Annotated in this window: 26 protein-coding genes and 1 pseudogene; 14 read left to right on the forward strand and 13 right to left on the reverse strand. The window is 37.4% G+C overall.

The window, feature by feature from the left end; genetic code table 11:
• The first annotated feature begins 121 nt into the window (after positions 1–121).
• Entirely contained in the window at positions 122–1,102 is a 981-nt protein-coding gene (locus tag AC4BHP_RS16800; RefSeq protein ID WP_139892663.1) for a metal-dependent hydrolase, read from the forward strand.
• Positions 1,103–1,186: 84 nt separating this feature from the next.
• Entirely contained in the window at positions 1,187–1,348 is a 162-nt protein-coding gene (locus AC4BHP_RS16805) for a small, acid-soluble spore protein K (protein WP_306821562.1), read from the forward strand.
• 42 nt (positions 1,349–1,390) lie between these two features.
• On the opposite strand, the gene AC4BHP_RS16810 is transcribed toward AC4BHP_RS16805, so the two are convergent.
• Positions 1,391–1,708: a YfhH family protein gene (locus AC4BHP_RS16810; protein ID WP_066107926.1), complete on the reverse strand. Its 318-nt coding sequence runs from the start codon at positions 1,706–1,708 to the stop codon at positions 1,391–1,393.
• 13 nt (positions 1,709–1,721) lie between these two features.
• Positions 1,722–2,555: a recombination regulator RecX gene (recX, locus tag AC4BHP_RS16815; protein WP_139892665.1), complete on the reverse strand. Its 834-nt coding sequence runs from the start codon at positions 2,553–2,555 to the stop codon at positions 1,722–1,724.
• A gap of 131 nt (positions 2,556–2,686) precedes the next feature.
• Here recX and AC4BHP_RS16820 point away from each other — a divergent pair, with 131 nt between their 5' ends.
• Together AC4BHP_RS16820 and AC4BHP_RS16825 are read left to right on the forward strand one after the other, a co-directional pair.
• Entirely contained in the window at positions 2,687–2,815 is a 129-nt protein-coding gene (locus tag AC4BHP_RS16820; RefSeq protein ID WP_139892666.1) for a YfhE family protein, read from the forward strand.
• Between the two features lie 86 nt (positions 2,816–2,901).
• Positions 2,902–3,084 carry a YfhD family protein gene (locus AC4BHP_RS16825; protein WP_139892667.1) on the forward strand — a complete coding sequence of 61 codons (183 nt, stop codon included), beginning with the start codon at positions 2,902–2,904 and terminating at the stop codon, positions 3,082–3,084.
• An 80-nt stretch (positions 3,085–3,164) separates the two neighbouring features.
• On the opposite strand, the gene AC4BHP_RS16830 is transcribed toward AC4BHP_RS16825, so the two are convergent.
• Complete coding sequence (locus AC4BHP_RS16830; RefSeq protein ID WP_490553469.1) at positions 3,165–3,671, reverse strand: hypothetical protein; 507 nt, start codon at positions 3,669–3,671, stop codon at positions 3,165–3,167.
• A gap of 228 nt (positions 3,672–3,899) precedes the next feature.
• Here AC4BHP_RS16830 and AC4BHP_RS16835 point away from each other — a divergent pair, with 228 nt between their 5' ends.
• A complete protein-coding gene (locus AC4BHP_RS16835) occupies positions 3,900–5,453 on the forward strand; it encodes an ABC-F family ATP-binding cassette domain-containing protein (protein WP_139892669.1) in 1,554 nt (517 codons plus the stop codon).
• 193 nt (positions 5,454–5,646) lie between these two features.
• Here AC4BHP_RS16835 and AC4BHP_RS16840 read toward each other — a convergent pair whose 3' ends face one another.
• The 5 genes from AC4BHP_RS16840 to AC4BHP_RS16860 form a co-directional block, all read right to left on the reverse strand.
• On the reverse strand, positions 5,647–5,772 hold the full coding sequence (locus AC4BHP_RS16840) for a hypothetical protein (RefSeq protein WP_258188260.1): 126 nt from the start codon (positions 5,770–5,772) through the stop codon (positions 5,647–5,649).
• 17 nt (positions 5,773–5,789) lie between these two features.
• Positions 5,790–6,269 (reverse strand): metallophosphoesterase family protein, encoded by a 480-nt coding sequence (locus AC4BHP_RS16845; RefSeq protein ID WP_139892670.1) that lies wholly within the window; start codon positions 6,267–6,269, stop codon positions 5,790–5,792.
• A gap of 198 nt (positions 6,270–6,467) precedes the next feature.
• Positions 6,468–7,607: a zinc-dependent alcohol dehydrogenase gene (locus AC4BHP_RS16850; protein ID WP_066107947.1), complete on the reverse strand. Its 1,140-nt coding sequence runs from the start codon at positions 7,605–7,607 to the stop codon at positions 6,468–6,470.
• A gap of 106 nt (positions 7,608–7,713) precedes the next feature.
• A complete protein-coding gene (locus tag AC4BHP_RS16855) occupies positions 7,714–8,112 on the reverse strand; it encodes a ferritin-like domain-containing protein (RefSeq protein ID WP_066108539.1) in 399 nt (132 codons plus the stop codon).
• A gap of 561 nt (positions 8,113–8,673) precedes the next feature.
• Positions 8,674–9,243: a general stress protein gene (locus AC4BHP_RS16860; protein ID WP_225983649.1), complete on the reverse strand. Its 570-nt coding sequence runs from the start codon at positions 9,241–9,243 to the stop codon at positions 8,674–8,676.
• Positions 9,244–9,396: 153 nt separating this feature from the next.
• Between AC4BHP_RS16860 and AC4BHP_RS16865 the strand changes: the two genes are divergently transcribed.
• Complete coding sequence (locus AC4BHP_RS16865; RefSeq protein ID WP_066107955.1) at positions 9,397–9,714, forward strand: DUF948 domain-containing protein; 318 nt, start codon at positions 9,397–9,399, stop codon at positions 9,712–9,714.
• 207 nt (positions 9,715–9,921) lie between these two features.
• Positions 9,922–10,287 carry a VOC family protein gene (locus AC4BHP_RS16870; RefSeq protein ID WP_066107959.1) on the forward strand — a complete coding sequence of 122 codons (366 nt, stop codon included), beginning with the start codon at positions 9,922–9,924 and terminating at the stop codon, positions 10,285–10,287.
• Positions 10,288–10,384: 97 nt separating this feature from the next.
• Here AC4BHP_RS16870 and AC4BHP_RS16875 read toward each other — a convergent pair whose 3' ends face one another.
• On the reverse strand, positions 10,385–11,014 hold the full coding sequence (locus tag AC4BHP_RS16875) for an HAD family hydrolase (RefSeq protein WP_066107961.1): 630 nt from the start codon (positions 11,012–11,014) through the stop codon (positions 10,385–10,387).
• Between the two features lie 297 nt (positions 11,015–11,311).
• On the opposite strand from AC4BHP_RS16875, the gene AC4BHP_RS16880 reads away from it, so the two are divergent.
• From AC4BHP_RS16880 to qoxD, 5 genes are all read left to right on the forward strand, one after another.
• Positions 11,312–11,455, forward strand: coding sequence for a BA3454 family stress response protein (locus AC4BHP_RS16880; protein ID WP_066107964.1), 144 nt, complete (start codon positions 11,312–11,314; stop codon positions 11,453–11,455).
• Positions 11,456–11,776: 321 nt separating this feature from the next.
• On the forward strand, positions 11,777–12,670 hold the full coding sequence (qoxA, locus tag AC4BHP_RS16885; RefSeq protein WP_066107965.1) for a cytochrome aa3 quinol oxidase subunit II: 894 nt from the start codon (positions 11,777–11,779) through the stop codon (positions 12,668–12,670).
• Positions 12,671–12,691: 21 nt separating this feature from the next.
• Positions 12,692–14,635 carry a cytochrome aa3 quinol oxidase subunit I gene (qoxB, locus tag AC4BHP_RS16890; protein WP_140462192.1) on the forward strand — a complete coding sequence of 648 codons (1,944 nt, stop codon included), beginning with the start codon at positions 12,692–12,694 and terminating at the stop codon, positions 14,633–14,635.
• Positions 14,632–15,228, forward strand: coding sequence for a cytochrome aa3 quinol oxidase subunit III (qoxC, locus tag AC4BHP_RS16895; RefSeq protein WP_139892674.1), 597 nt, complete (start codon positions 14,632–14,634; stop codon positions 15,226–15,228). Before qoxB ends, qoxC begins: the two co-directional genes overlap by 4 nt.
• A gap of 4 nt (positions 15,229–15,232) precedes the next feature.
• Positions 15,233–15,520 carry a cytochrome aa3 quinol oxidase subunit IV gene (gene qoxD, locus AC4BHP_RS16900; protein ID WP_066108542.1) on the forward strand — a complete coding sequence of 96 codons (288 nt, stop codon included), beginning with the start codon at positions 15,233–15,235 and terminating at the stop codon, positions 15,518–15,520.
• A 574-nt stretch (positions 15,521–16,094) separates the two neighbouring features.
• Here qoxD and AC4BHP_RS16905 read toward each other — a convergent pair.
• Genes AC4BHP_RS16905 through AC4BHP_RS16915 form a run of 3 tightly spaced genes read right to left on the reverse strand, consistent with a single transcriptional unit; the run spans position 16,095 to position 17,192 of the window.
• Complete coding sequence (locus AC4BHP_RS16905) at positions 16,095–16,664, reverse strand: manganese catalase family protein (protein WP_066107973.1); 570 nt, start codon at positions 16,662–16,664, stop codon at positions 16,095–16,097.
• Between the two features lie 19 nt (positions 16,665–16,683).
• Positions 16,684–16,947, reverse strand: coding sequence for a spore coat protein CotJB (locus AC4BHP_RS16910; RefSeq protein ID WP_066107978.1), 264 nt, complete (start codon positions 16,945–16,947; stop codon positions 16,684–16,686).
• The gene (locus AC4BHP_RS16915) at positions 16,944–17,192 is read right to left on the reverse strand and encodes a spore coat associated protein CotJA (RefSeq protein ID WP_066107980.1); all 249 of its coding nucleotides are present in this window, start codon (positions 17,190–17,192) and stop codon (positions 16,944–16,946) included. The genes AC4BHP_RS16910 and AC4BHP_RS16915 overlap by 4 nt, the downstream gene beginning before the upstream one ends.
• 159 nt (positions 17,193–17,351) lie before the next feature.
• On the opposite strand from AC4BHP_RS16915, the pseudogene AC4BHP_RS16920 reads away from it, so the two are divergent.
• Positions 17,352–17,684 (forward strand): annotated as a pseudogene (locus tag AC4BHP_RS16920) (hypothetical protein).
• Between the two features lie 202 nt (positions 17,685–17,886).
• Positions 17,887–19,029: a SpoIIE family protein phosphatase gene (locus AC4BHP_RS16925; RefSeq protein WP_066107983.1), complete on the forward strand. Its 1,143-nt coding sequence runs from the start codon at positions 17,887–17,889 to the stop codon at positions 19,027–19,029.
• Between the two features lie 829 nt (positions 19,030–19,858).
• On the opposite strand, the gene AC4BHP_RS16930 is transcribed toward AC4BHP_RS16925, so the two are convergent.
• Positions 19,859–20,704 carry a CheR family methyltransferase gene (locus tag AC4BHP_RS16930; protein ID WP_225983648.1) on the reverse strand — a complete coding sequence of 282 codons (846 nt, stop codon included), beginning with the start codon at positions 20,702–20,704 and terminating at the stop codon, positions 19,859–19,861.
• Between the last annotated feature and the right edge of the window lie 6 nt (positions 20,705–20,710).

The raw sequence follows: 20,710 nt of genomic DNA on the forward strand, positions 1-20,710 counted from the left end.
GGTTTACCCATGATTTTTTGATTCCCTTCATTTTAAAACAACATGACTGGTATGAAAAGTAATTAATATTGGATAAAAATAGTGGTTTCCTTTATAAGTCAGTAGAAAAGGAGGATGTATTATGGATACCGGTACTCATCTTGTAATGGGTATAGCACTTGGCGGGTTAGCCACCTTGGATCCTGAGGTCGCCTCCCACACAGGAACAGCAACGGCCGTTATGATCGGTACAATCCTTGGTTCCCAGGCACCTGATATAGATACAGTTCTAAAAATGAAAAATAATGCAGTATATATACGCAATCATCGCGGAAGGACACATTCCATACCATTTGTAATTCTCTGGCCTATATTAATTACGGCTCTTATTGCCCTTATTATTCCTGAAGCGAATACCTTACATTTATGGTTGTGGACCTTTTTCGCTGTATTTTTGCATGTATTTGTAGATATATTTAATGCCTATGGTACACAGGCTCTAAGCCCCCTGTCCTCAAGATGGGTCGCGCTCGGGATTATTAATACATTTGATCCCTTTATCTTTGGAATTCATATTGTAGGTCTTATTTTATGGACATTCGGCTTTAATCCAGGAACTATATTCTTAATAATGTATGTAATTATTATCGGTTATTATATCGCTCGGATTACAGAATCTAGAAGCTTAAAAGCTCGAATTCGTTTACAAATCCCTGACGCTCGGCGAATTACGCTTTCCCCAACCATGCGTTATCACCGCTGGAAGGTAGCTGTTACAACGCCTGATAAATATTATGTTGGGGTAGCTGAAAATCGTGAAATACAATTTTACGATACATTTGATCGTATTCCTTTACCGGAAAGTCCAATTCTGGATGCTGCTCTAAAGGATGTGAATCTCTCTGCCTTTGTATCTTTTTCTCCGGTATACCGATGGGAAATGGACTATCAGGAGGGAATGCACATTGTCCGATTCATTGATTTACGTTATCGGAGCAGAGGACGATATCCCTTTGTGGCTGTCGTTCATTTAGATGATGATTTAACTATTATCAACTCATTTACTGGATGGGTTTTTACAGAAGAAAAGCTTCAAAAGAAACTAAATATGATTACTGGATAATCAGGAAAGCTTTCTCATGAATGGGTGGGAGCCATTTTAGAATACTAATAAGGCATCCATCATCCCAGAATGAAAGGTGAGAGAATCTTGAGAAATAAAGCAAAAGGCTTTCCTTATGAGCATGATAATAAATTTAATGGGGAACCCCGAGCCAAACCAGAGTATGCTTCAAAACGAGCAGATGGCACTACAAATACTCGTCCACAGGAGCGAATGCATGCCTCTGGAGAACGGGATTCTAAATAAATTCAAAAAGAGCTTTCTACAGAAAGCTCTTTTTTTCTCGTTTTATTTTAATTTCATTAGCAAGGAAATAGGCAGCCCTTCTTCTTCATTTTGTTGAAGACGATACCCCCAGGCAAACACACCTTTTAAATACTCCACCTTAAAATATTCTCCAGGCGCTCCATCTATACCATACATTTCACCGACTATAATATCAGCCGGGTCTAATGTATAAGCCTTTGCCATAACGGCTCTCCTTTTATGTACGGCAAACTCATTAACCATCCCAAGCTGCTCAGCCTTTCTTGCTTTTTCATTTAAATCTGCGATTGTTTGTCTAAGCTCATGCTCTGACATCTCACTGAATTTTTTCTCCTGCATTTCTTTACCCCTCTCAGTACAATTCAAAATCTCCGTTATCAATTCGCTCTTTGCCCAGTTCTACAAAACGAGAAATTAAGTCCATATCAAAACCTTTTCTAAATAGAGCTGTTTTCATTTTTTGACTATACGAATAGTCATCCAGTTGAGCATACTTTCTGTGAAATTTAGTCGCTGTTTTTACAAGACTTTCCCATTCAGCATTCTTATCATCAACCGCTAACTCTTCAGTCACCAATTTGGCCAGGCTCATTGAAAAACCCTTCCGTACAAGAAATTGGATTGTTTTCTGTTTTGCTTCTTTCATGGAACCTTTACTTTTTTTTAATGTCTTACTGGCCCATTCTTCAGCATTTTCTCTTTGCAAATCATTCGTATACTGACTTAATGCAGTCTGCTGATCCTTTTCTGAGATTCCCTTATTGAGCAGCTCTGTCCGGATGACATCAGGTCCTTTTTTACTGACATTCATTTGGGTTCGTACAAATGCATTCGCATATTCCTCATCGTCAACATATCTATACTCACGCAGTTTATGAATTACTTCATCAATAACCGCCTGTTCCCATTCCTTTTCACTCAAATAGGAAATAACCTCATGCTCTGAACGAATACGATAAGATAGATAATTGACAGCAGACTGAAATGCTTTTTGGATATGGTCACGGTACTGAATTTCCATAATGGATAATTCATCGACTTCCATCCCCTTCGATAGCCGCATGCGGACAAGTAAGTCATCATCCACACTAAATGCGTATCTTTCAGGCTGTCCTTCTTCTGTTATGTATATATTAAAACGATTTTTATTCTTTTTTTGTTGTTCAATTTTTGAGATAAGTGGCATCGTTAGCTCGCCTCCTCTTTTAATGTAGCATATATCCTTATCTTAGTCCTTTCTTTGATTTTAGAAAATGAATTAAAACATTTAATTATGGAAATTATAGGAATGACACTACTTTGAAAAGGAGAATGTTCATGGATAAGAAAAAGCGAGATCAAATGAAAAATCGCCTGACCTCTACTCAAGAAGTTCGTTACAAAAGGGAATTTAAAGCAGCAGATCGAGCGGCTGGGTTTACAGGATCTAAAGGAATTCGTCCATAAACTAACCTTTTATTTACCAGAATAATGGCTTGGATTTTGTTGCAATCTAATCAGGAAGATATTCTTCATTTGGGAGGTAATCAAAAATGGGCAGATATAACCATAACTTACTTCACGGCAGAAACAGGATGGCAAGTGGAAACACGCCGCCTTCCATAAAATCTGACGGATTAGATGTAGAATTTTCTGAGGCATTAGCTGATCATGATGATCTCGTTGCACAAGCCAGATCAAAAGCAGCTGATGCACGCGCTAAATCCAGGAAATAAACTGATTCGCTTGGGAATTTTCACTCCCAAGCGAATCAAAAAAACAACCGATTAAACAATCGACTGGGTGCCTGCGTTTATTAACCATTTACTTCAGCAGCTAAATTAGGCGCGATAAGATCCTCTGCTTTAAAAATATCGTTAACTTTTTCACTTCCAGCATTAAAGTGCTCATTTGCTTTATCCATATTGGGTTCAGCTGTACCGGACAATTGAATTCCTTTTTCTCTATATGAATCAGAAATAGTCTTTATAGCCTTTTCAAAATCCTTGCTATATTTTTCTAAACTATCAGGAACTTTCACATCTTCCAAAGCATCCACAACAGAATTTGCTGAAGCAGCAGCTTTTTGTTTATCTTCCTCTGTTAAGACAGAAGGATTCTCTGCTCCCTCATAGGTATTTAAATCACGATCACTTCCATTAATCACATTCACTATGGAAAGATAGAAATCTAATAAGTCACTTTTTACATCCGTTGATTCTTTAGTGCCCACTTCCTCTTTTGTCTCTTCTTTTGATGAACAACCCATGACGATAACAAGCATCAAGGCCATAATACTGCATAACCACAATCCCTTTTTCATACTCTCTTACCCTCTTTTCGCTATTTTCGAATTATTCTAATTGTTGCATTAAACATCATACAACTTATGTGAGCATTCGTAAATACTGCCCCTTCTAAGTATGAACCCATTAATTTTACAATTACTGTTAATCAATTGATTATCTATGCTTTTATCGTGAAATATTGTACTATTAAATGCGTATAGACCCATTAATTACAAACAATTAAGAGGCAGGAGTATAGATAAATGATATTATCCGTTAAAGATTTAAGCCATGGCTTTGGTGACCGAGCCATTTTTAACAAAGTTTCCTTCCGCTTATTAAAAGGCGAACATATTGGCCTTGTCGGAGCAAATGGGGAAGGAAAGTCTACATTTATGAATATTGTAACCGGACAGCTGGAGCCTGATGAGGGGAAAGTTGAATGGTCTAAGAAAGTTCGTACTGGTTACCTTGACCAGCATGCTGTTCTTGAAAAAGGTATGACCATACGCGATGTACTGAAAACAGCATTTCAGTATCTTTTTGATATGGAAAATGAAATGAACGAAATTTTTGCTAAGATGGGGGAAGCTTCTCCTGAGGAATTAGAAGTCTTACTTGAGGAATCAGGTGTACTGCAGGACGTCCTCACTAACAACGACTTTTATGTCATTGATGCAAAGGTTGAGGAAATAGCAAGAGGATTGGGCCTCGATGAAATTGGGCTTGAGCGCGATGTTCAGGACTTAAGCGGTGGCCAGCGTACAAAAGTCCTTCTCGCAAAATTATTACTTGAAAAACCCGATATATTACTTTTAGATGAGCCGACCAACTATCTTGACGAGCAGCATATCGAGTGGCTCAAACGTTATCTTCAAAATTATGAAAATGCCTTTATTTTAATTTCACATGATATTCCATTCTTAAACAGTGTTATCAATCTTGTTTATCATATGGAGAACCAGGAATTGACCCGTTATGTTGGAAATTATGATGATTTTATGAAAGTGTATGAGGTGAAAAAGCAACAGCTTGAAGCCGCCTATAAAAGACAGCAACAAGAGATTGCCGGCCTCAAGGATTTCGTTGCACGTAATAAAGCTCGTGTATCTACTCGAAACATGGCCATGTCCCGTCAGAAAAAGCTTGAAAAAATGGATATCATTGAACTGGCGAAAGAAAAACCGAAACCAGAATTCCATTTCCGCGAAGCACGTACATCCGGTAAACTTATATTCGAAACAAAGGATCTTGTCATTGGGTATAATGAGCCTCTATCCAGACCATTAAATTTACGTATGGAGCGTGGACAAAAAATTGCTTTCGTCGGTGCCAATGGGATTGGAAAAACTACCTTGCTCAGAAGTATTCTCGGTGAAATTAAACCAATCTCTGGCCAGGTTGAGCTTGGCGAACATTTGTATATGGGATATTTTGAACAAGAAGTAAAACAAACATCCAATAATACCTGTATCGAAGAAATTTGGCAGGAGTTCCCTTCCTATAATCAGGCAGAAATTCGTGCTGCTCTGGCGAAGTGCGGCCTTACTACCAAGCATATTGAAAGTAAAGTTGAAGTACTTAGCGGTGGAGAAAAAGCGAAGGTTCGTTTATGTAAACTAATCAATCGTGAAAACAATTTACTTGTTCTCGATGAACCAACCAACCACCTTGATGTGGATGCTAAAGAAGAATTAAAACGCGCATTAAAGGCCTTTAAGGGAAGTATTCTACTGATCAGCCATGAACCTGACTTCTATCAGGACATAGCTACAGATGTTTGGAACTGTGAATCTTGGACAACTAAAGTATTTTAATGTAACGACGCTATACCTTAAACACCCGTTAGCTTTGGATATTTACATCCTGGTTAACGGGTTTTTTATTTACTTTATACTCTTTACCCCCTGCCTTAGCCTTGGCATAGGCAAGGAATTAGTCGGAAATAATTCCAGTAACCTAGGATATAGAAATGGAGTTGTTTAATAATCTCAGATTAGCAATTAAGAGTTATTGTTTTAATTGATTGCCATGAAAAATTTTAAGAATAAAATCACGATCCGGGACCTGAAGCCGTTCATATGAAGCTAAATATTTTGTATTATCATAGGTAGCATCTTCGTTAGAGATAACCACCTTGTCTCCCGCTATATCTAGGCAGTAGGCTTTGAATTGCAACCTAAAGAGCCTGGATTTAGAAAGACAGTACGTTCACTTCTGAAGAAATGAAGTGGATGATGATGACCAAAACAGATTAACTTTTCTTCCCATCCTTTAAATAAAGTCCTTATATTCTTAAGACTTGGTTCAACAATTCTGCTAAAAGGGTCTTGGCTTATATGGTCATTTAGCTTCGTTGGCTCAATCTGATAATGAATAAACAAAATTGAATTCCCTTCGACAGTTAAATTGATTGCCCTAGGCAACCCTTCCAACTTCCGGATGAATTGCTTATCCATCCTCTCTGCTATCCATTGATGATGCTCTTTTACATGGGAGTGGCTTTGTGGATGTTCCTCTCCTTTTAGAAGTGCTAAAACCGCTTCATCATGGTTTCCCGTAATCATGGATACATCATTTCTTGTAAATAGAATATCCAAAACGTCATTGGTATTCGGTCCGATTCCAATCATATCTCCCAGACAATAGATATGTTCAATATCCCTCCTTCAATCAAGCTTAGATAGTACCGCTTTTAAGGCAGGCTCATTCCCGTGAATATCAGCAATCACTCCAATTTTCATGTCAGTCTCCCTTTTTATGTAAAATTATACCTTAAAATAAAACAAAGCATTCTATTACTGCTGGAGGAATGCTTTGTTTTATCTTAGTTATGGTTTTAATATAACCTTCGTACAATTATCTTCATGTTCATTAAATAACGAATACCCTTTCGCTGCGTCCAGAAGTGGTAACTTATGAGTTACAATTTCAGTAGGGTCGAGCTTTCCTTCTTCAATCATTTTATATAATCGAGGCATATAATGAACAACAGGAGCTTGTCCCATCTTCATCGTAATATTGCGTGAAAAAAATTTCTCTAGCGGGAACATATTATAAACAGATCCGTAAACACCGGTAAGCTGCAAAGTACCAAATTTCCTTATCGCCTTCGTGGCAATTTGAATAGCACTTAACGTTCCTCCCTGCAATTTTAGTTTTTGCTCAATTTTTTCAATAGCTGATTTCTTACCATCCATTCCAACACAATCGATGACCACATCAGCTCCACCCTGTGTAATTTCTTTTATATAGCTCCCTGTATCATCATAATTATTAAGATTAATCGTCTCTACTTTATTCATTTTCTCAGCTTGTTTTAATCGATAATCCAAGTGATCAACAGCTATAACCCTTTTAGCACCAGCCATATAAGCAAATTTTTGTGTCATTAAACCAATTGGGCCACAGCCAAGTACGACCACAGTATCATCCGGTTTTACCCCCGCATGCTCCACACTCCAAAGAGCTGTAGGCAAAACATCAGACATAAATAATAATGACTCATCCTCTAATTCACAGGATTCCGGTATGACAAACGGCATATAGTTCGCAAATGGAACCTTTAAATATTCTGCTTGTCCGCCGGGATGATTCCCATATCGCTCTGTATATCCAAAATATCCGCCTGTATCCTGATGTGGATTGGATTCGGTATGATCACATTGACTTTCCATCTCATGCTGACAGTAATAGCATTGCCCGCAGGATACGTTGAAAGGGATAACTACCCGGTCGCCTTTTTTGACTTTTGTCACCTCAGGACCGACTTCTTCTACGATTCCCATTGGTTCATGTCCAATTATATATCCTTCTCTAATCGGCATATTCCCTTGATAGATATGAAGATCAGAACCACATATGGCCGTAGAAGTAATTCTGACGATTATATCATCATTCTTTTCAAGCTTCGGATCTTCAACCTCTTTAACCTCAATTTTTTTGGCCCCTTGGTATGTGACTGCTTTCATATTTCATCCTCCCATTCAGTTTAGTACAGTTACCTTATTCCCGAATAGGAGGACTCTTATGCAGGACATTTTTAAATTATGTGTTCTAATTCCAATTTAGCCCTTTTCATTTATTCTTCATATAATAATAAAGAAACCATACTGCATGCTGTTGTTCATCCTTAGCTGCACGATTAAACAACTTCTTTGCCGCTAAATTAATGGTTCCGTCTGCAACTGAAAGATAAAAATCCACGGTACGCTGCTCATCTTTTAAAGCCGCTTCAAGCCCCCGTAAATAATCATCCTCACAAGGTTCTGTCTGTTTTGGCTTTGGATCTCTCCCTGTTATGCCTGTATATAGTAGTACCAGTTGTTTAAAATGTTTAATCTCATCCTCTCTGATTTCCAATATTCGCTGCCGTTCATCTTCTGTTGGTGCTAGTCGGGCTAATTTTTCATAACACTGTATAGCACTGTACTCTCCATTAATAGCCCTTTGGGTTTGTTTCACTAAATCATTCATCGATTGTTGTCTCAATTATGTAACCTCCCCATTTTTCCTTATGACCTATCCTATGCGTGTTTCCTTTGAACAATTTCTACCTAAGTAAGATAACCTACAGGTTTTTTATCATTTTTATTTGGGTATATGAGAAATAGCGGTTAAACAAGTATCGTGGTTATCTTCGGACGTCGTTCTGTAAAAAACATATTTGACAAACGAAATTATAAAGTATATACTTAGAAGATATAATTTTAAAGTAGTGACTTACACATAGATATGTAAATAAATATGGCATTCTGCAATTTATGTTTTTCGGAACACTTATTCACACTGGAACGGCTTCGGAGCCGTAAGGATATAAGAGAGGTAGGGCTTATATCGTCTAAGTAAAAACGTCCAAGTGGAATAGATAACCGCGGCAATTTACATCACACACATAAACGAATACTAATAAATGAGAAGTTGTTACTTACATTTCAAAATTATTTTAAAACGAATCAGGCAGATGCTTGGTTCGTTTTTCAATGCATAAAAAGAAAGAAGCCATCAAGGAATCGATGACTTCCACTTATAGATATATTATTTATAACTATCTTTTCCTCTTAAATTGGGATCTCCACCCGTGGCTGGATTTATTGTTACTTTCACTTCGCGCTGCGCTCCCACTAATGGATCATCAGATCTTTCATACGTATCGCGAGCTGCATATTTCTTTTGTGATTCGGAGTCGACTAATATAAGAATCTTCCCCTTTTCTACATCAGTAGCATATTTATCAGCTGTATCTTTAGGAATACCCAATCCAACCAGCGCACCGGTCAATCCACCAGCTCCAGCGCCTGCTGCAATTCCTCCCAATGTTGTAGCAATCGGCCCTGCTGCAACAATTGGCCCAATACCAGGGATTATCAGTGCACCGACACCTGCCAATAATCCTGTTAATCCTCCTAAGATTCCACCTGTAGTTGCCCCAGCTGCAAGACCACTGTCAACATTTGTATTAGTCTTAGATGTGATTTTATCTGCCTTTTCTTTGTCCTTCACTACTACGGAAATATCTTCTTTTTGATACCCTTGCTTCTGTAATCTTTCCACTTCCCGTACAGCATCCTGACCATTATCATAAACACCAATTACTTTTTTATCCATTCCCATCATCCCCTCTCTAAAAGTTAATATATGGGTTCAATACCCGCTTAAGCACTTATTAATCCTTTTTCTTTCTAAGTCATTAGTTACTAAACGCTCAATAATGGGTAAGATATAGTTATGATAAGGGAATATTTCAAAGGAGGACTGTGCATGATCATCGTTTGGATTAGTTTAGCTATTATCGTTGGATCAATTGTATATCTCGGTATATATGCTTTTCGAACGTTCAAAGAATCAACACCTACAATTAATGAGATACAAGCAACTGTTACGCGAATACAACAACAAACGGATAGCATTAAACATGAAACAGATCGTTTAACAGGAAAGCAACAAGCAATCATGAGTGATGTTGAATATAAAAAAAGCGCCATTAATTATCCAATCAATCAGGCAAAGGGAATTCTCCCTTCTGCAAAAAGATTATGGAAAAGTACACCTGTGGCAAAACTAATCTCAAATAAATAAAAAAGCTCATATTAGATTGACCATGAAACGCATTTGAATTCCATCCGAATTTCAATGCGTTTTTTAATATTTTTAGATTAGGAAGGCAAGACCTATAAAACATGAAGTAAAGCTTATCAGAAACGATAATGACTCCGAATTTCCAAGCTCGTAATTGAAGATATAAAATGAAAGGTGAAAAGTTTATTGCAAAAGGGGGACGATTTTATGATTTTGGGATTACACCATGCTCAGATTACCATTCCAAAAGGATATGAAACAGAAGGGAAACATTTTTATTGTAGGATTCTCGGTCTGGTTGAAAAAGAAAAGCCTGCTTCACTAAGGGGACGTGGGGGATTTTGGGTATCGGTTGGAGATCAGGATGTACATGTAGGTACGGAAGATGGAATTGACCGGTTAAAAACAAAAGCTCATTTAGCCTATATAGTCGAGGATTTATCATACTGGAAAACGGTTTTAGAAGAACAAAATATTCAATTAATAAAGGGTTTACCCATACCAGGATTTGAACGATTTGAATTTAGAGACCCATTTGGAAACAGGATTGAAATGATTCAAGAATTATTATGAGTTTAAATATACGAAAAGCTTAAAGTTTCTTAAGCTTTTCGTATCGAATGTATACTGCAAATTGTATTGTAATAAACTGCCCTTTATTTATATATGTTTAGTTGAATATCTCTAATAAATCTTTCAAACAATAAATATGGTAATCCGCATCCTCCAGTTCACCATCCTCAGCATATCCAAAGTGACAAGCTATAGCTGGTACATGATGCGCTTTTGCCGCCTCAATGTCAGACGAACGATCTCCTATCATAAAAGCATCAGATTTATTTAAATGTTGAAAGTGCGCTAACAAAATATCCTTTTTCTTACGGCCGCCGACCCTTTCAATACACAGAGGCTCATAAAATAAATCTTTAATTTGCTGTGAATTTAGTATTTCATTTAAATATGCAGTTGAACAATTACTTGCTGTTGATAAAATATGCCCTCTTCTTTTTAGTTCAGTTAACACTTCTCTGGCATAGGGAAGCAGTACATTTTCAGTTTTTAAGCTTTCCAGTAATTCTTTCTCTGAACGCTCAGAAATCATTCTTACTTCCTGTTCGGTGGCATCAGGTGTTAAAAGCTCCCAAAACTCTTTATGAGGTAAACCAAACGCAGATTGAATCTTTTTAGGATTAGGGACCTTTAGGTGTGGATAATTCTTGATTTCCGCATGAATAATAGGTATACTTAATCTCGTTGTCTCAACTAATGTACCATCGAGATCAAATAACAATACAGACAAAAAAATCCCTCCAATTTTTTTATTTTTATTTATAAACAAAAAACATATGGAATTATTGCCAATTTTATTATATAATTCCTTTAACCTCTCAATTTATTCCAATTGCCAATTGCTAAGTTTATATTTTTCAAAAAACGGGAATAGTACATTCATCCTCTCAACAACATACCGTCCATTAGAAAAACATCACTTCACTTTTACTCTAAAACCTTGGAAAACCAATTTTAGATGAACAAAAATGATGCATTTAATGCGTCTATTAACTATTGATTAAACGAACAAAAGGAGTAGATTTATATGGTAAATGTTACAGTATTAATAGATTTCATGGGGAAAAACTATCAAACAAATGTCCTTGCACCAAGAGACACTGATGAATCAGAAATCAGACAGTTAGCCTATGAACAAGTCCGTAAGCAATGGACACCGGAAACTAAATAATTGACTCAATTATCCGAGCTACCGATTCCCGATTGGTAGCTTATTTTTTTGTTCTTTTTATATTTACCCATTTATTCTTTATCGGAATCAGCATTCACTTAAACACTCCAAGGCCAAAACCTACCTTTTAACCCTCTCTTTCCCATCACTATATCAAAAAAATATAATATTCTATATAACTTCTATTTCATATCAAAAATTCATATAAAAACTTATTAAAAACGAGGGTTATCAGTTGAATTTTCATTATTTTAAATTTTATCATAATAGTATAATACTTTATTTATATAATATAAATAATTTTCAAGAAAGGAGACTATCATGAAGAAGAAATGGACTTTATTCAGTATGTCTTTTGCTGCTATATTCGCACTGGCAGGTTGTAACCCTTTAATGGTACTGAATCCAAAAGGGCCACAAGCAAAAATTCAATCCGATACGATTATTTTTTCTATGATCGTGATGGCTTTTATTTTAGTGGTTGTTTACGCTCTTTTTATCTATATGATTGTGAAATATCGAGCATCTAAACAGCCCGTAGACTATGTACCGCCATATGAAAAAGGAAATAAGTGGCTTGAAATTATATGGACTGCCATCCCTATCATTATAGTAGTCGTACTTTCAGTTGTTACGGTCATCACCACTTTTCAGGTGGAAAGTACACCAGCTGGATATGAAGACGAAGAGCCTTTAGTGATTTATGCATCTTCTTCCAACTGGAAATGGCATTTCAGCTATCCCGAAGAAGGAATCGAAACAGTCAATTATGTCAACATTCCAACAGATCGGGAGATTGAATTCCGTTTATATTCTTTTGGACCAATCACTAGCTTTTGGGTTCCCCAGCTGGCAGGTCAAAAATACGCAATGAGCGATATGGTAACTACATTACGAATCGTTGCAGACGAACCAGGTTCCTATTTTGGAAGAAACGCCAACTTTAGTGGAGAAGGCTTTGCACAAATGGAGTTCGAAACATTAGCCATGTCTCCAGAAGAATTTGATAGCTGGGTAGATGAGGTCCAAAAAACTGCCGAACCTTTAACTGAGAAGGAATTTAACAAACTGCTTGATATGGAAGTAATGGGCAGAGCCACTTACTCTTCCACACACCTTGATTTCAGTCCGGCTCCTGTATGGCCATTCCATGAAAGCAATGATGATGCTACAGATGGAACAGATACAGAAACGAACGAACATAATCATGAATAAATCAGGAAAGGGGATTAGACCATGAAATGGGATGAATTCTTTGTTACAGGCGATCCGCTTATCTATGGTGCTATGGTTAGCATTGTTGTTGCCATGTTGGCAATCATTATCTATCTGACCTATACCAAAAGATATGGATGGCTGTGGCGTGAATGGTTAACTACAGTAGACCACAAACGTATTGGGATCATGTATATCCTTGCTGCGTTCCTTATGTTATTTCGCGGTGGCGTTGACGCATTAATGCTGCGTTTGCAGCTTGCAACTCCAAATATGACATTCCTGGAGTCACAGCATTACAATGAAGTTTTCTCTACTCACGGAGTTATTATGATTCTTTTTATGGCTATGCCATTTGTATTGGGAGTCATGAATATCGTTGTTCCTTTACAAATTGGAGCTCGTGACGTTGCCTTTCCGGCACTCAACGCTATCAGCTTTTGGTTATTCTTTGTCGGAGCTATGCTTTACAATCTATCGTTTGTTATTGGCGGATCTCCAGATGCAGGTTGGAGTGCCTACTTCCCTTTGGCAAGTAATGAATTCAGTCCGACTGTCGGACACAATTATTATGCAATTGCTCTTCAATTATCCGGTCTTGGTACATTGATGACGGGCATTAATTTTATCGTAACCATTATCAAAATGAGAGCTCCGGGTATGTCTATTTGGAAAATGCCAATGTTCACTTGGTCTGCATTAATCACATGTATCATTATTTTGTTTGCGTTCCCGACATTTACTGTGTCACTTGCACAAATGATGTTTGACCGACTTTTTGGAACACAATTTTTCTCAACCACCAATGGCGGTATGGATATGCTTTGGGCAAACAACTTTTGGATTTGGGGACATCCTGAAGTATACATTGTTATATTGCCAGCTTTCGGTATTTTCAGCGATGTCATTTCTACTTTCGCACGTAAAAATCTATACGGCTATAAATCAATGGTCTACAGTATGATTGCCATCTCATTGCTATCATTCCTTGTATGGACCCATCACTTCTATACAATGGGCCACAATGCAACGGTTAATAGCATATTTGCGATTGCTACGATGGCTATTTCTGTACCAACCGGTATTAAGATTTTCAACTGGCTGTTTACTCTACGAAAAGGGAAAATTGTATTCCCTACAGCCATGCTATTCTCGCTGGCCTTTATACCGATTTTTACAATCGGTGGTGTAACGGGCGTTATGCTCGCAATGTCAAGTGCGGATTACCAGTACCATAATACAATGTTCCTAGTCGCCCATTTCCATTATGTATTAATTCCGGGTACTGTCTTTGGAATGGTTGCAGGTACTTATTATTGGTTCCCGAAAGTTTTCGGTTTCCGCTTAAATGAAAAAATCGGAAAAATTAGTTTTTGGCTGATTGCGATATTCTTTAATGTAACATTCCTGCCTCTATTCTATTTAGGTCTGGATGGTATGGCGCGCCGGATGTATACCTATTCTGAAGCGACAGGCTATGGCCCACTGAATCTCACTGCAAGTATTGGAGCCGTAGGGTTAGCAATCGGCTTTGGATTAATTATCTATAATATCATCTATAGTGCATTCAAAAGTCCTCGTGACAAACATGCGGATCCATGGGATGCACGTACATTGGAATGGTCAATTCCAAGTCCGGCACCATTCTATAATTTTGCGGTTATGCCAAACGTTAAGGACGTCGACCCTTTATGGTATTCCAAAATTAATAATGAACCGCTTTACGAAGATGAAATAAAGCCTATTCACATGCCAAGCAATACAGGAAAACCAGCCATTATGGGTATATTCTTCTTTCTCTCTGGTTTTTGCCTAGTATTCAGTTGGTGGATTCCAGCTATTATATTTGGGATTGGTGTATTTATCACAATGGCTGCTAAATCCTTTGAACGAGATCCTGGCTATTATGTTTCTGTAGAGGAAATAGAAGGAACTGAAAAAGTACTGCGAGGTGAAAAACTATGAAGATAGACTCTTCCCTTCCACTGGAATACAGTACAGAACAAAATCAATTAAGAATCTTTGGTTTCTGGTTATTCCTTGGAGCTGAGATTGCATTGTTTTCTATGTTATTCGCAACCTATTATACCCTCTTTAATGGTACGGGCGATGGTCCTACAGCAAAAGAAATTTTTGAAATTAAAGGCGTCATTATTGAAACGATTGTCCTTTTAACAAGTAGCTTTACTTGCGGGCTAGCTATTCATAGTATGAGACTTAATTTGAAAAAACCGATGATTACATTTTTTATTATTACCATGCTGCTTGGTCTTGTCTTCCTAGGTGTAGAGATTTTTGAATTTATGACCTATATCGAAGAAGGCGCAACCATGCAAACAAGCGGATTTTTATCAAGCTTATTCATGCTGCTCGGTACGCATGGAGCCCACGTAACATTCGGGTTATTCTGGGGATTATGTATACTAATTCAAGTCATACGAGAAGGATTTACGGCAGAAACAGCCAATAAATCTTTTATCTATTCCCTATACTGGCATTTCCTTGACGTAATCTGGATTCTCATCTTTAGCTTTGTTTATTTGAAGGAGTTGATATAGGATGATAAAACAACTATTTCCACTTAAACATGTTTTGGGTTATGTCATATCATTAATTCTAACCATCATTGCGCTATCCGTAGCCTTTTATGATATTTCCTTTACGGCCGGAATGGTGATCCTATCCATAACCGCCATTATTCAAACAGCTGTACAACTCTTTTTATTCATGCATGTTAATGAATCTAAAGAAAAGAGAACAATCTATCTAAACATTATCTATGCTCTATTCGTCGCACACGCAGTCATCTTCGGAACCATCCTAACCATGATCTGGGGCCACGCCCACTAAAAAGCTGAAGGGCCTTGGTCAGGAGTGAGGAGCATAAGACAGAGGCTCGTAGGGGACGTTCCTCCCCCGCAGAGGCTATGCTTATGTCCCGAACTCCTAGGCCCTGAAGCTAGATTGATTAAAAAGGCTGAGACGACTGGTCAGGCCCGACAAGCATAAGGAAAGGCACGCAGGGAGGCGCCCTAACCTCCCGCAGTGGCTATCCTTATGACTCGAGGGACTAGGAGTTAAAGCTGGATTAACTAAAAGGCTGAAGGGCTCGATTAATGAACGAAGACTAAAATCGCCACGTCATGTGGCAACGTCTTCATGACCAACATCCTGTTGGCCCGTGAGGAGCATAAGACAGGGGCACGTAGGGAGGCGCTTTTTCCTCCCGAAGTGGTCATGCTTATGTCCTGAGCTTCTAGCCGTTGAAGCTGGATTGACTAAAAGGCTGAGGCGACTGTATTAAGGAACAAAGACTAAAGACGCCACGTCGTGTGGCAACGTCTTTGTGACCAACATCCTGTTGGCCTCAAGAAAAACCTGTGTTGTACAGCCAACACAGGTTTTTTTATTATTGATAAATCGTTTAAAATATCTTCTTCTTTTCCCTATCATCTGTAATAATTTGTACTGCCTCACGGAATCGCTGAGAATGAACGATTTCTCTTTCTCTTAAAAATCGTAAGCCATCATTTAAATCTGGATCATCTGACATATTGATAATCCATTGGTAGGTAGCCCTTGCTTTTTCCTCAGCGGCAATATCTTCATATAAATCTGCGATAGGATCTCCCTTTGTCTGAATGTATGCAGTTGTAAATGGTACACCTGCTGCATTATGGTAAAAAAGAGCAGAATCATGATCAACATAGTGGTCTGCCAAACCAGCGTCTCTCATCTGCTCTGGAGTAGCATCTTTTGTGAGTTTATATATCATCGTGGCAATCATTTCCAAATGCGCGAATTCTTCTGTGCCTATGTCATTTAGCAAGCCTACCACTTTATCAGGAATGGTATATCGTTGATTCAGGTATCTAAGAGCGGCTGCTAACTCTCCATCTGCCCCTCCATACTGTTCAATTAAATATTTGGCTAAAGTCGGGTTACAGGTACTGACTCTAACAGGGTATTGCAATTTCTTTTCATAAAACCACATTCTTTAATCACCTCATCTTTTATATTTGCCAAGGCCACGGAGTAGTTCCCCAACTCCAATTGGCATCTGTATAACTATTACCAAATTGTTGAAGTGGGCCGAATTTCTTTTCGAACTGCTGTTTAAGCTGCCTGCTCTGATGAGAGAATTCGTTAAATTGCTGCATGGCTTCTAAATCATTGGGATGAGTATCTAAATAAAGGGTTAGCTCCACTAAAGCAAAGTCGATTGCCTGAATTTCCTCTAATAGCTGATAATATTCATCAGGTAATTGGGGCTTCACTGAGAATCCCTCCTTTTATGTTCATAGGGGTTTTCATAAAAGTCATAAAATACAGGCCAGAGTGTGCCCTTGAATAATGCCTCCTTTGGTGAAAATTGAGGCAAATTAGGCGGTTGAAATCCGAGAAATAGATTAGGAGGAGTAGAATAATACTTCTTACCAATTGGTCTGCACGGATCAAATCGACTGTGAAAAGGTGTATAAGATTTCATGTGCGATTTTTCAGGCCGATTTTGCTCAGTCATAGCTACACCATCCTTTTTAAAATTCATTTTCCTTTCAGGCTATGAGCATACAAACTGATTTAGTACATTTAATTGTTTAACAGAGTTTTCAGTATCCAAAAAAATCAACAATCTAATTCTTTCAAATAATATTTCAGAATATCAGGTAGTGGGTAAAAAATGGAGGTTTCCAAAAAGAGCAGAACTACAGAATTTTTTCTTGGTTTACTTGATGGTATTTTGGGGATTTTCGCAGCTGGTATAGCATTATTTGTTGGGGTTTAGATTCTGTACAACCATCAATCTTGGATGGTTAACTGTTCTATTCTTGCGATCATTGGATTAGTTGTTGTCAAAAGCAACCCTAAATTAGGAAGCTCCTTTATGCTTATTGCGGCTATTGGTGGATTTATTTGCACTTCGGCTTTCTATATACTTCCGGGAATCCTTTTACTGATAGCAGGATTAATGGGTTTATTGAAAAAAAACAAAAAATTAACACCGGTGACATAATTATTTTTGAATAGAATCCTATCCATTGGCGATAAGTCCTTTTTTCTATTCATTCTTTAATTGCAGACTTTAATTTATCATTTTTAATAGTGTAATAACCTAACCATTTACTCCCTAGTTTCAACTATTTGTATTTTAAGTTAAAGTGACATACCATAATTAATATAAGATTTAGTATTTTAGAAGATGGGTGAAAGAAAGTATGTCAATACTTGTGGTAGATGATAATAAAGTGAATTTATTTGTAATTGAGACCATCTTAAAGCAGGCAGGATACAGGTCTATTAAGCTGGCTAAATCAGCAAATGAAATGATTCATATTTTAGAAGAAGATTTAAGTAAAAATCACGGCAGAAGCTCCTTTAATTTAATTCTTTTGGATATTATGATGCCAGAAATTGATGGAATCGAAGCCTGCAGGCGAATCACTGCAACGGAGGAATATAAAGATATACCTGTTATTTTTGTGACCGCATTAGGTGATACCCATAAACTCGCGGAAGCACTGGATGCCGGTGGATCAGATTATCTAATGAAGCCTATTAATAAGGTAGAGCTATTGGCTCGGATACGCGCTGCTCTCCGTTTAAAAGAGGAGAAAGATTGGCATAAAAATCAGGATGAAAAAATAAGCTATGAGCTTGATCTCGCTACAAAGGTGCAGAGAAGCTTGTTAAGTGAGCCCATATTAAATAATCAAATCAAAATAACGAGGTCCTATAAGCCATCCTCTAATCTCGCAGGTGATATGTATTATTGGCAGCAGATTGATCAGGATCGCTATGCCATATTTATGTTTGATATGATGGGGCATGGCATACCTGCATCATTAGTATGTATGTATATCTCCTCTATCCTTCGTGAAGCGGTACGGAATGTGGTTGATCCTGAAAAAGTCATTCTCGAATTGAATCGCTGTATGACTTTACTGGAGGAAAAAACAAAGTTAACATCCTACTACTTAACAGGTATTTATTTATTGGTAGATACGAAATCAAAGACGATTGAATATGTCAATGCCGGCCATCCACCGGGCTACCTTTATATCGATGGGAAAGACTTAATTGAAATGGGACAGCGAAATACAGCAATTGGATTTTTCGAGGAAATGCATATAAATAAAATAACTATTCCTTATACTGATAGTTTTCAGGCTTTAATATATACTGACGGTGTGGCGGAGGCTATTGATAATGATGAAACTAAAGCCTTGGCACATTTGCGAGAAATAGGAAAGTATCAATGGTCAGAAAAAGAAGCAGTGGCTCCTTTAAATGTTATCCTTCCTGAGGAGAAACAGGCAAATCAGCATGATGATATGTGTGTCATCCTTGTAAGGGGATAAAAATCAACTTTTCTAAAAAGATAAAGAACAGATTCTAATGGAGTCTGTTCTTTATCTTTTGTTTGATATAAGCATTCTCATCTGACAAAAGATCAAAATGTCCTCTTTTTGGATTGATGACAAGACCATATACAGGAATTGTTATTGCTTAATTGATGATTACGGACAACATCAACCTTTTTACACACTTGTTTTTAAATCACCAAGCTTTGAAGCCAACTATTAATGTCAATCGATAAATATATCAAGTGCTTCATCCGAAAATACCCCGTAAGAGAGAGGTAAAGAGTAGTAAATAAGCAGATATAGTATTTAGGGGAGATTAATATGTTAATGGTAAATAAAAATATAAAGGGCAAAGATTATAAGCAATAAATAGATTTACTCTCATTGATAATTTGGTAACCGACATTGAAGAACATATAATCGAAAAAAGAATACAAAAAGAATGAGAAATCACAAGACTTTCTGAAGATACAGCATACGTTTTTTATTTTAAAATGAATAATGCTACAAGACAATTTTTGAAAGAACGTTGTAATTCCCTTTTTGATTGGATTGGTCCTGAGCTACCAGAAGACTTTATGTTTTACCATAATGATAAATGTATATTAGCTGTATGCTCCCACGAAGAATACTTTACGGTGGAAAAAACCGTTTGGAAAAGTTTCTTATCGAACTAAAGGCAATAGCAGAAGATCACGGCTGTCAAAATAAAAGGATTTTTATATGCTGCTATATAGATAAAAAGGGGACCTTAAACCCGACTGACACTAAAAAACCTGTGTCAGAACAGTTTGAAGATCTCCTTTTCCTTTTATAAATCCTATTATGAATATAATTTTTTCCTATAAAGCCGCTGATTAATATCTAGTTCCATATACGTATCAGCCAACTCCATGATCTTTAGGGATTCTTTGTTACCAAGCCCCAAAAAGCCGCCAGGACTTAAACTTTCATCAAATAGTTGGAATACTTTCGCCTGCAATTCCAATGTGAAGTATATGATGACATTTCTGCAAATAATCACATGGAATTCATTAAATGATCCATCCGTCACTAAATTATGCTGGGCAAAAACTATATTTCTTGATAGGGATGGACGAAAATATGCATATTGCATATCGGTCTTATAATATTTAGAAAAAGCATCCAATCCGCCAGCCTGCAAATAATTCTTCGTATAAGATTGCATTCTTTTTAAGGGAAATGCCCCTTGGCGAGCTTTTTCAATAACTTTTTCATTCATATCCGTCGCATAAATCTTTGTTTTATCAGCCAATCCCTCTTCTTCCAACAGGATTGCCATCGAATATACTTCCTCACCGGTCGAACATCCCGCATGCCATATCCGTATTTCTGGGAGGTCCTTCAATCTAGGAACAATCTTCTTGCGAAAAGCATAAAAGAAATCTGGATCTCTAAACATGTCTGTAACATTAATCGAAAAGTCACTCAGAAGATTATTTACATACCCTTCTTCATGAATCACTCGTACTAGAAGCTCGGAAACAGTTGTCAGGTGATCCTTATTCAGTCGATTTTTTATGCGGCGAGCAATTGATGAACGCATATAACCACGGAAATCGTACCCTGTCATCCGGTAGATTGCCTCTAGCAATAAATCAATTTCTAAATTCTCGCGTTCTTCTATAGATGATGGATAACCCAACACTATGCA

The organism is Pradoshia sp. Z4_20 (genome assembly GCF_058216035.1).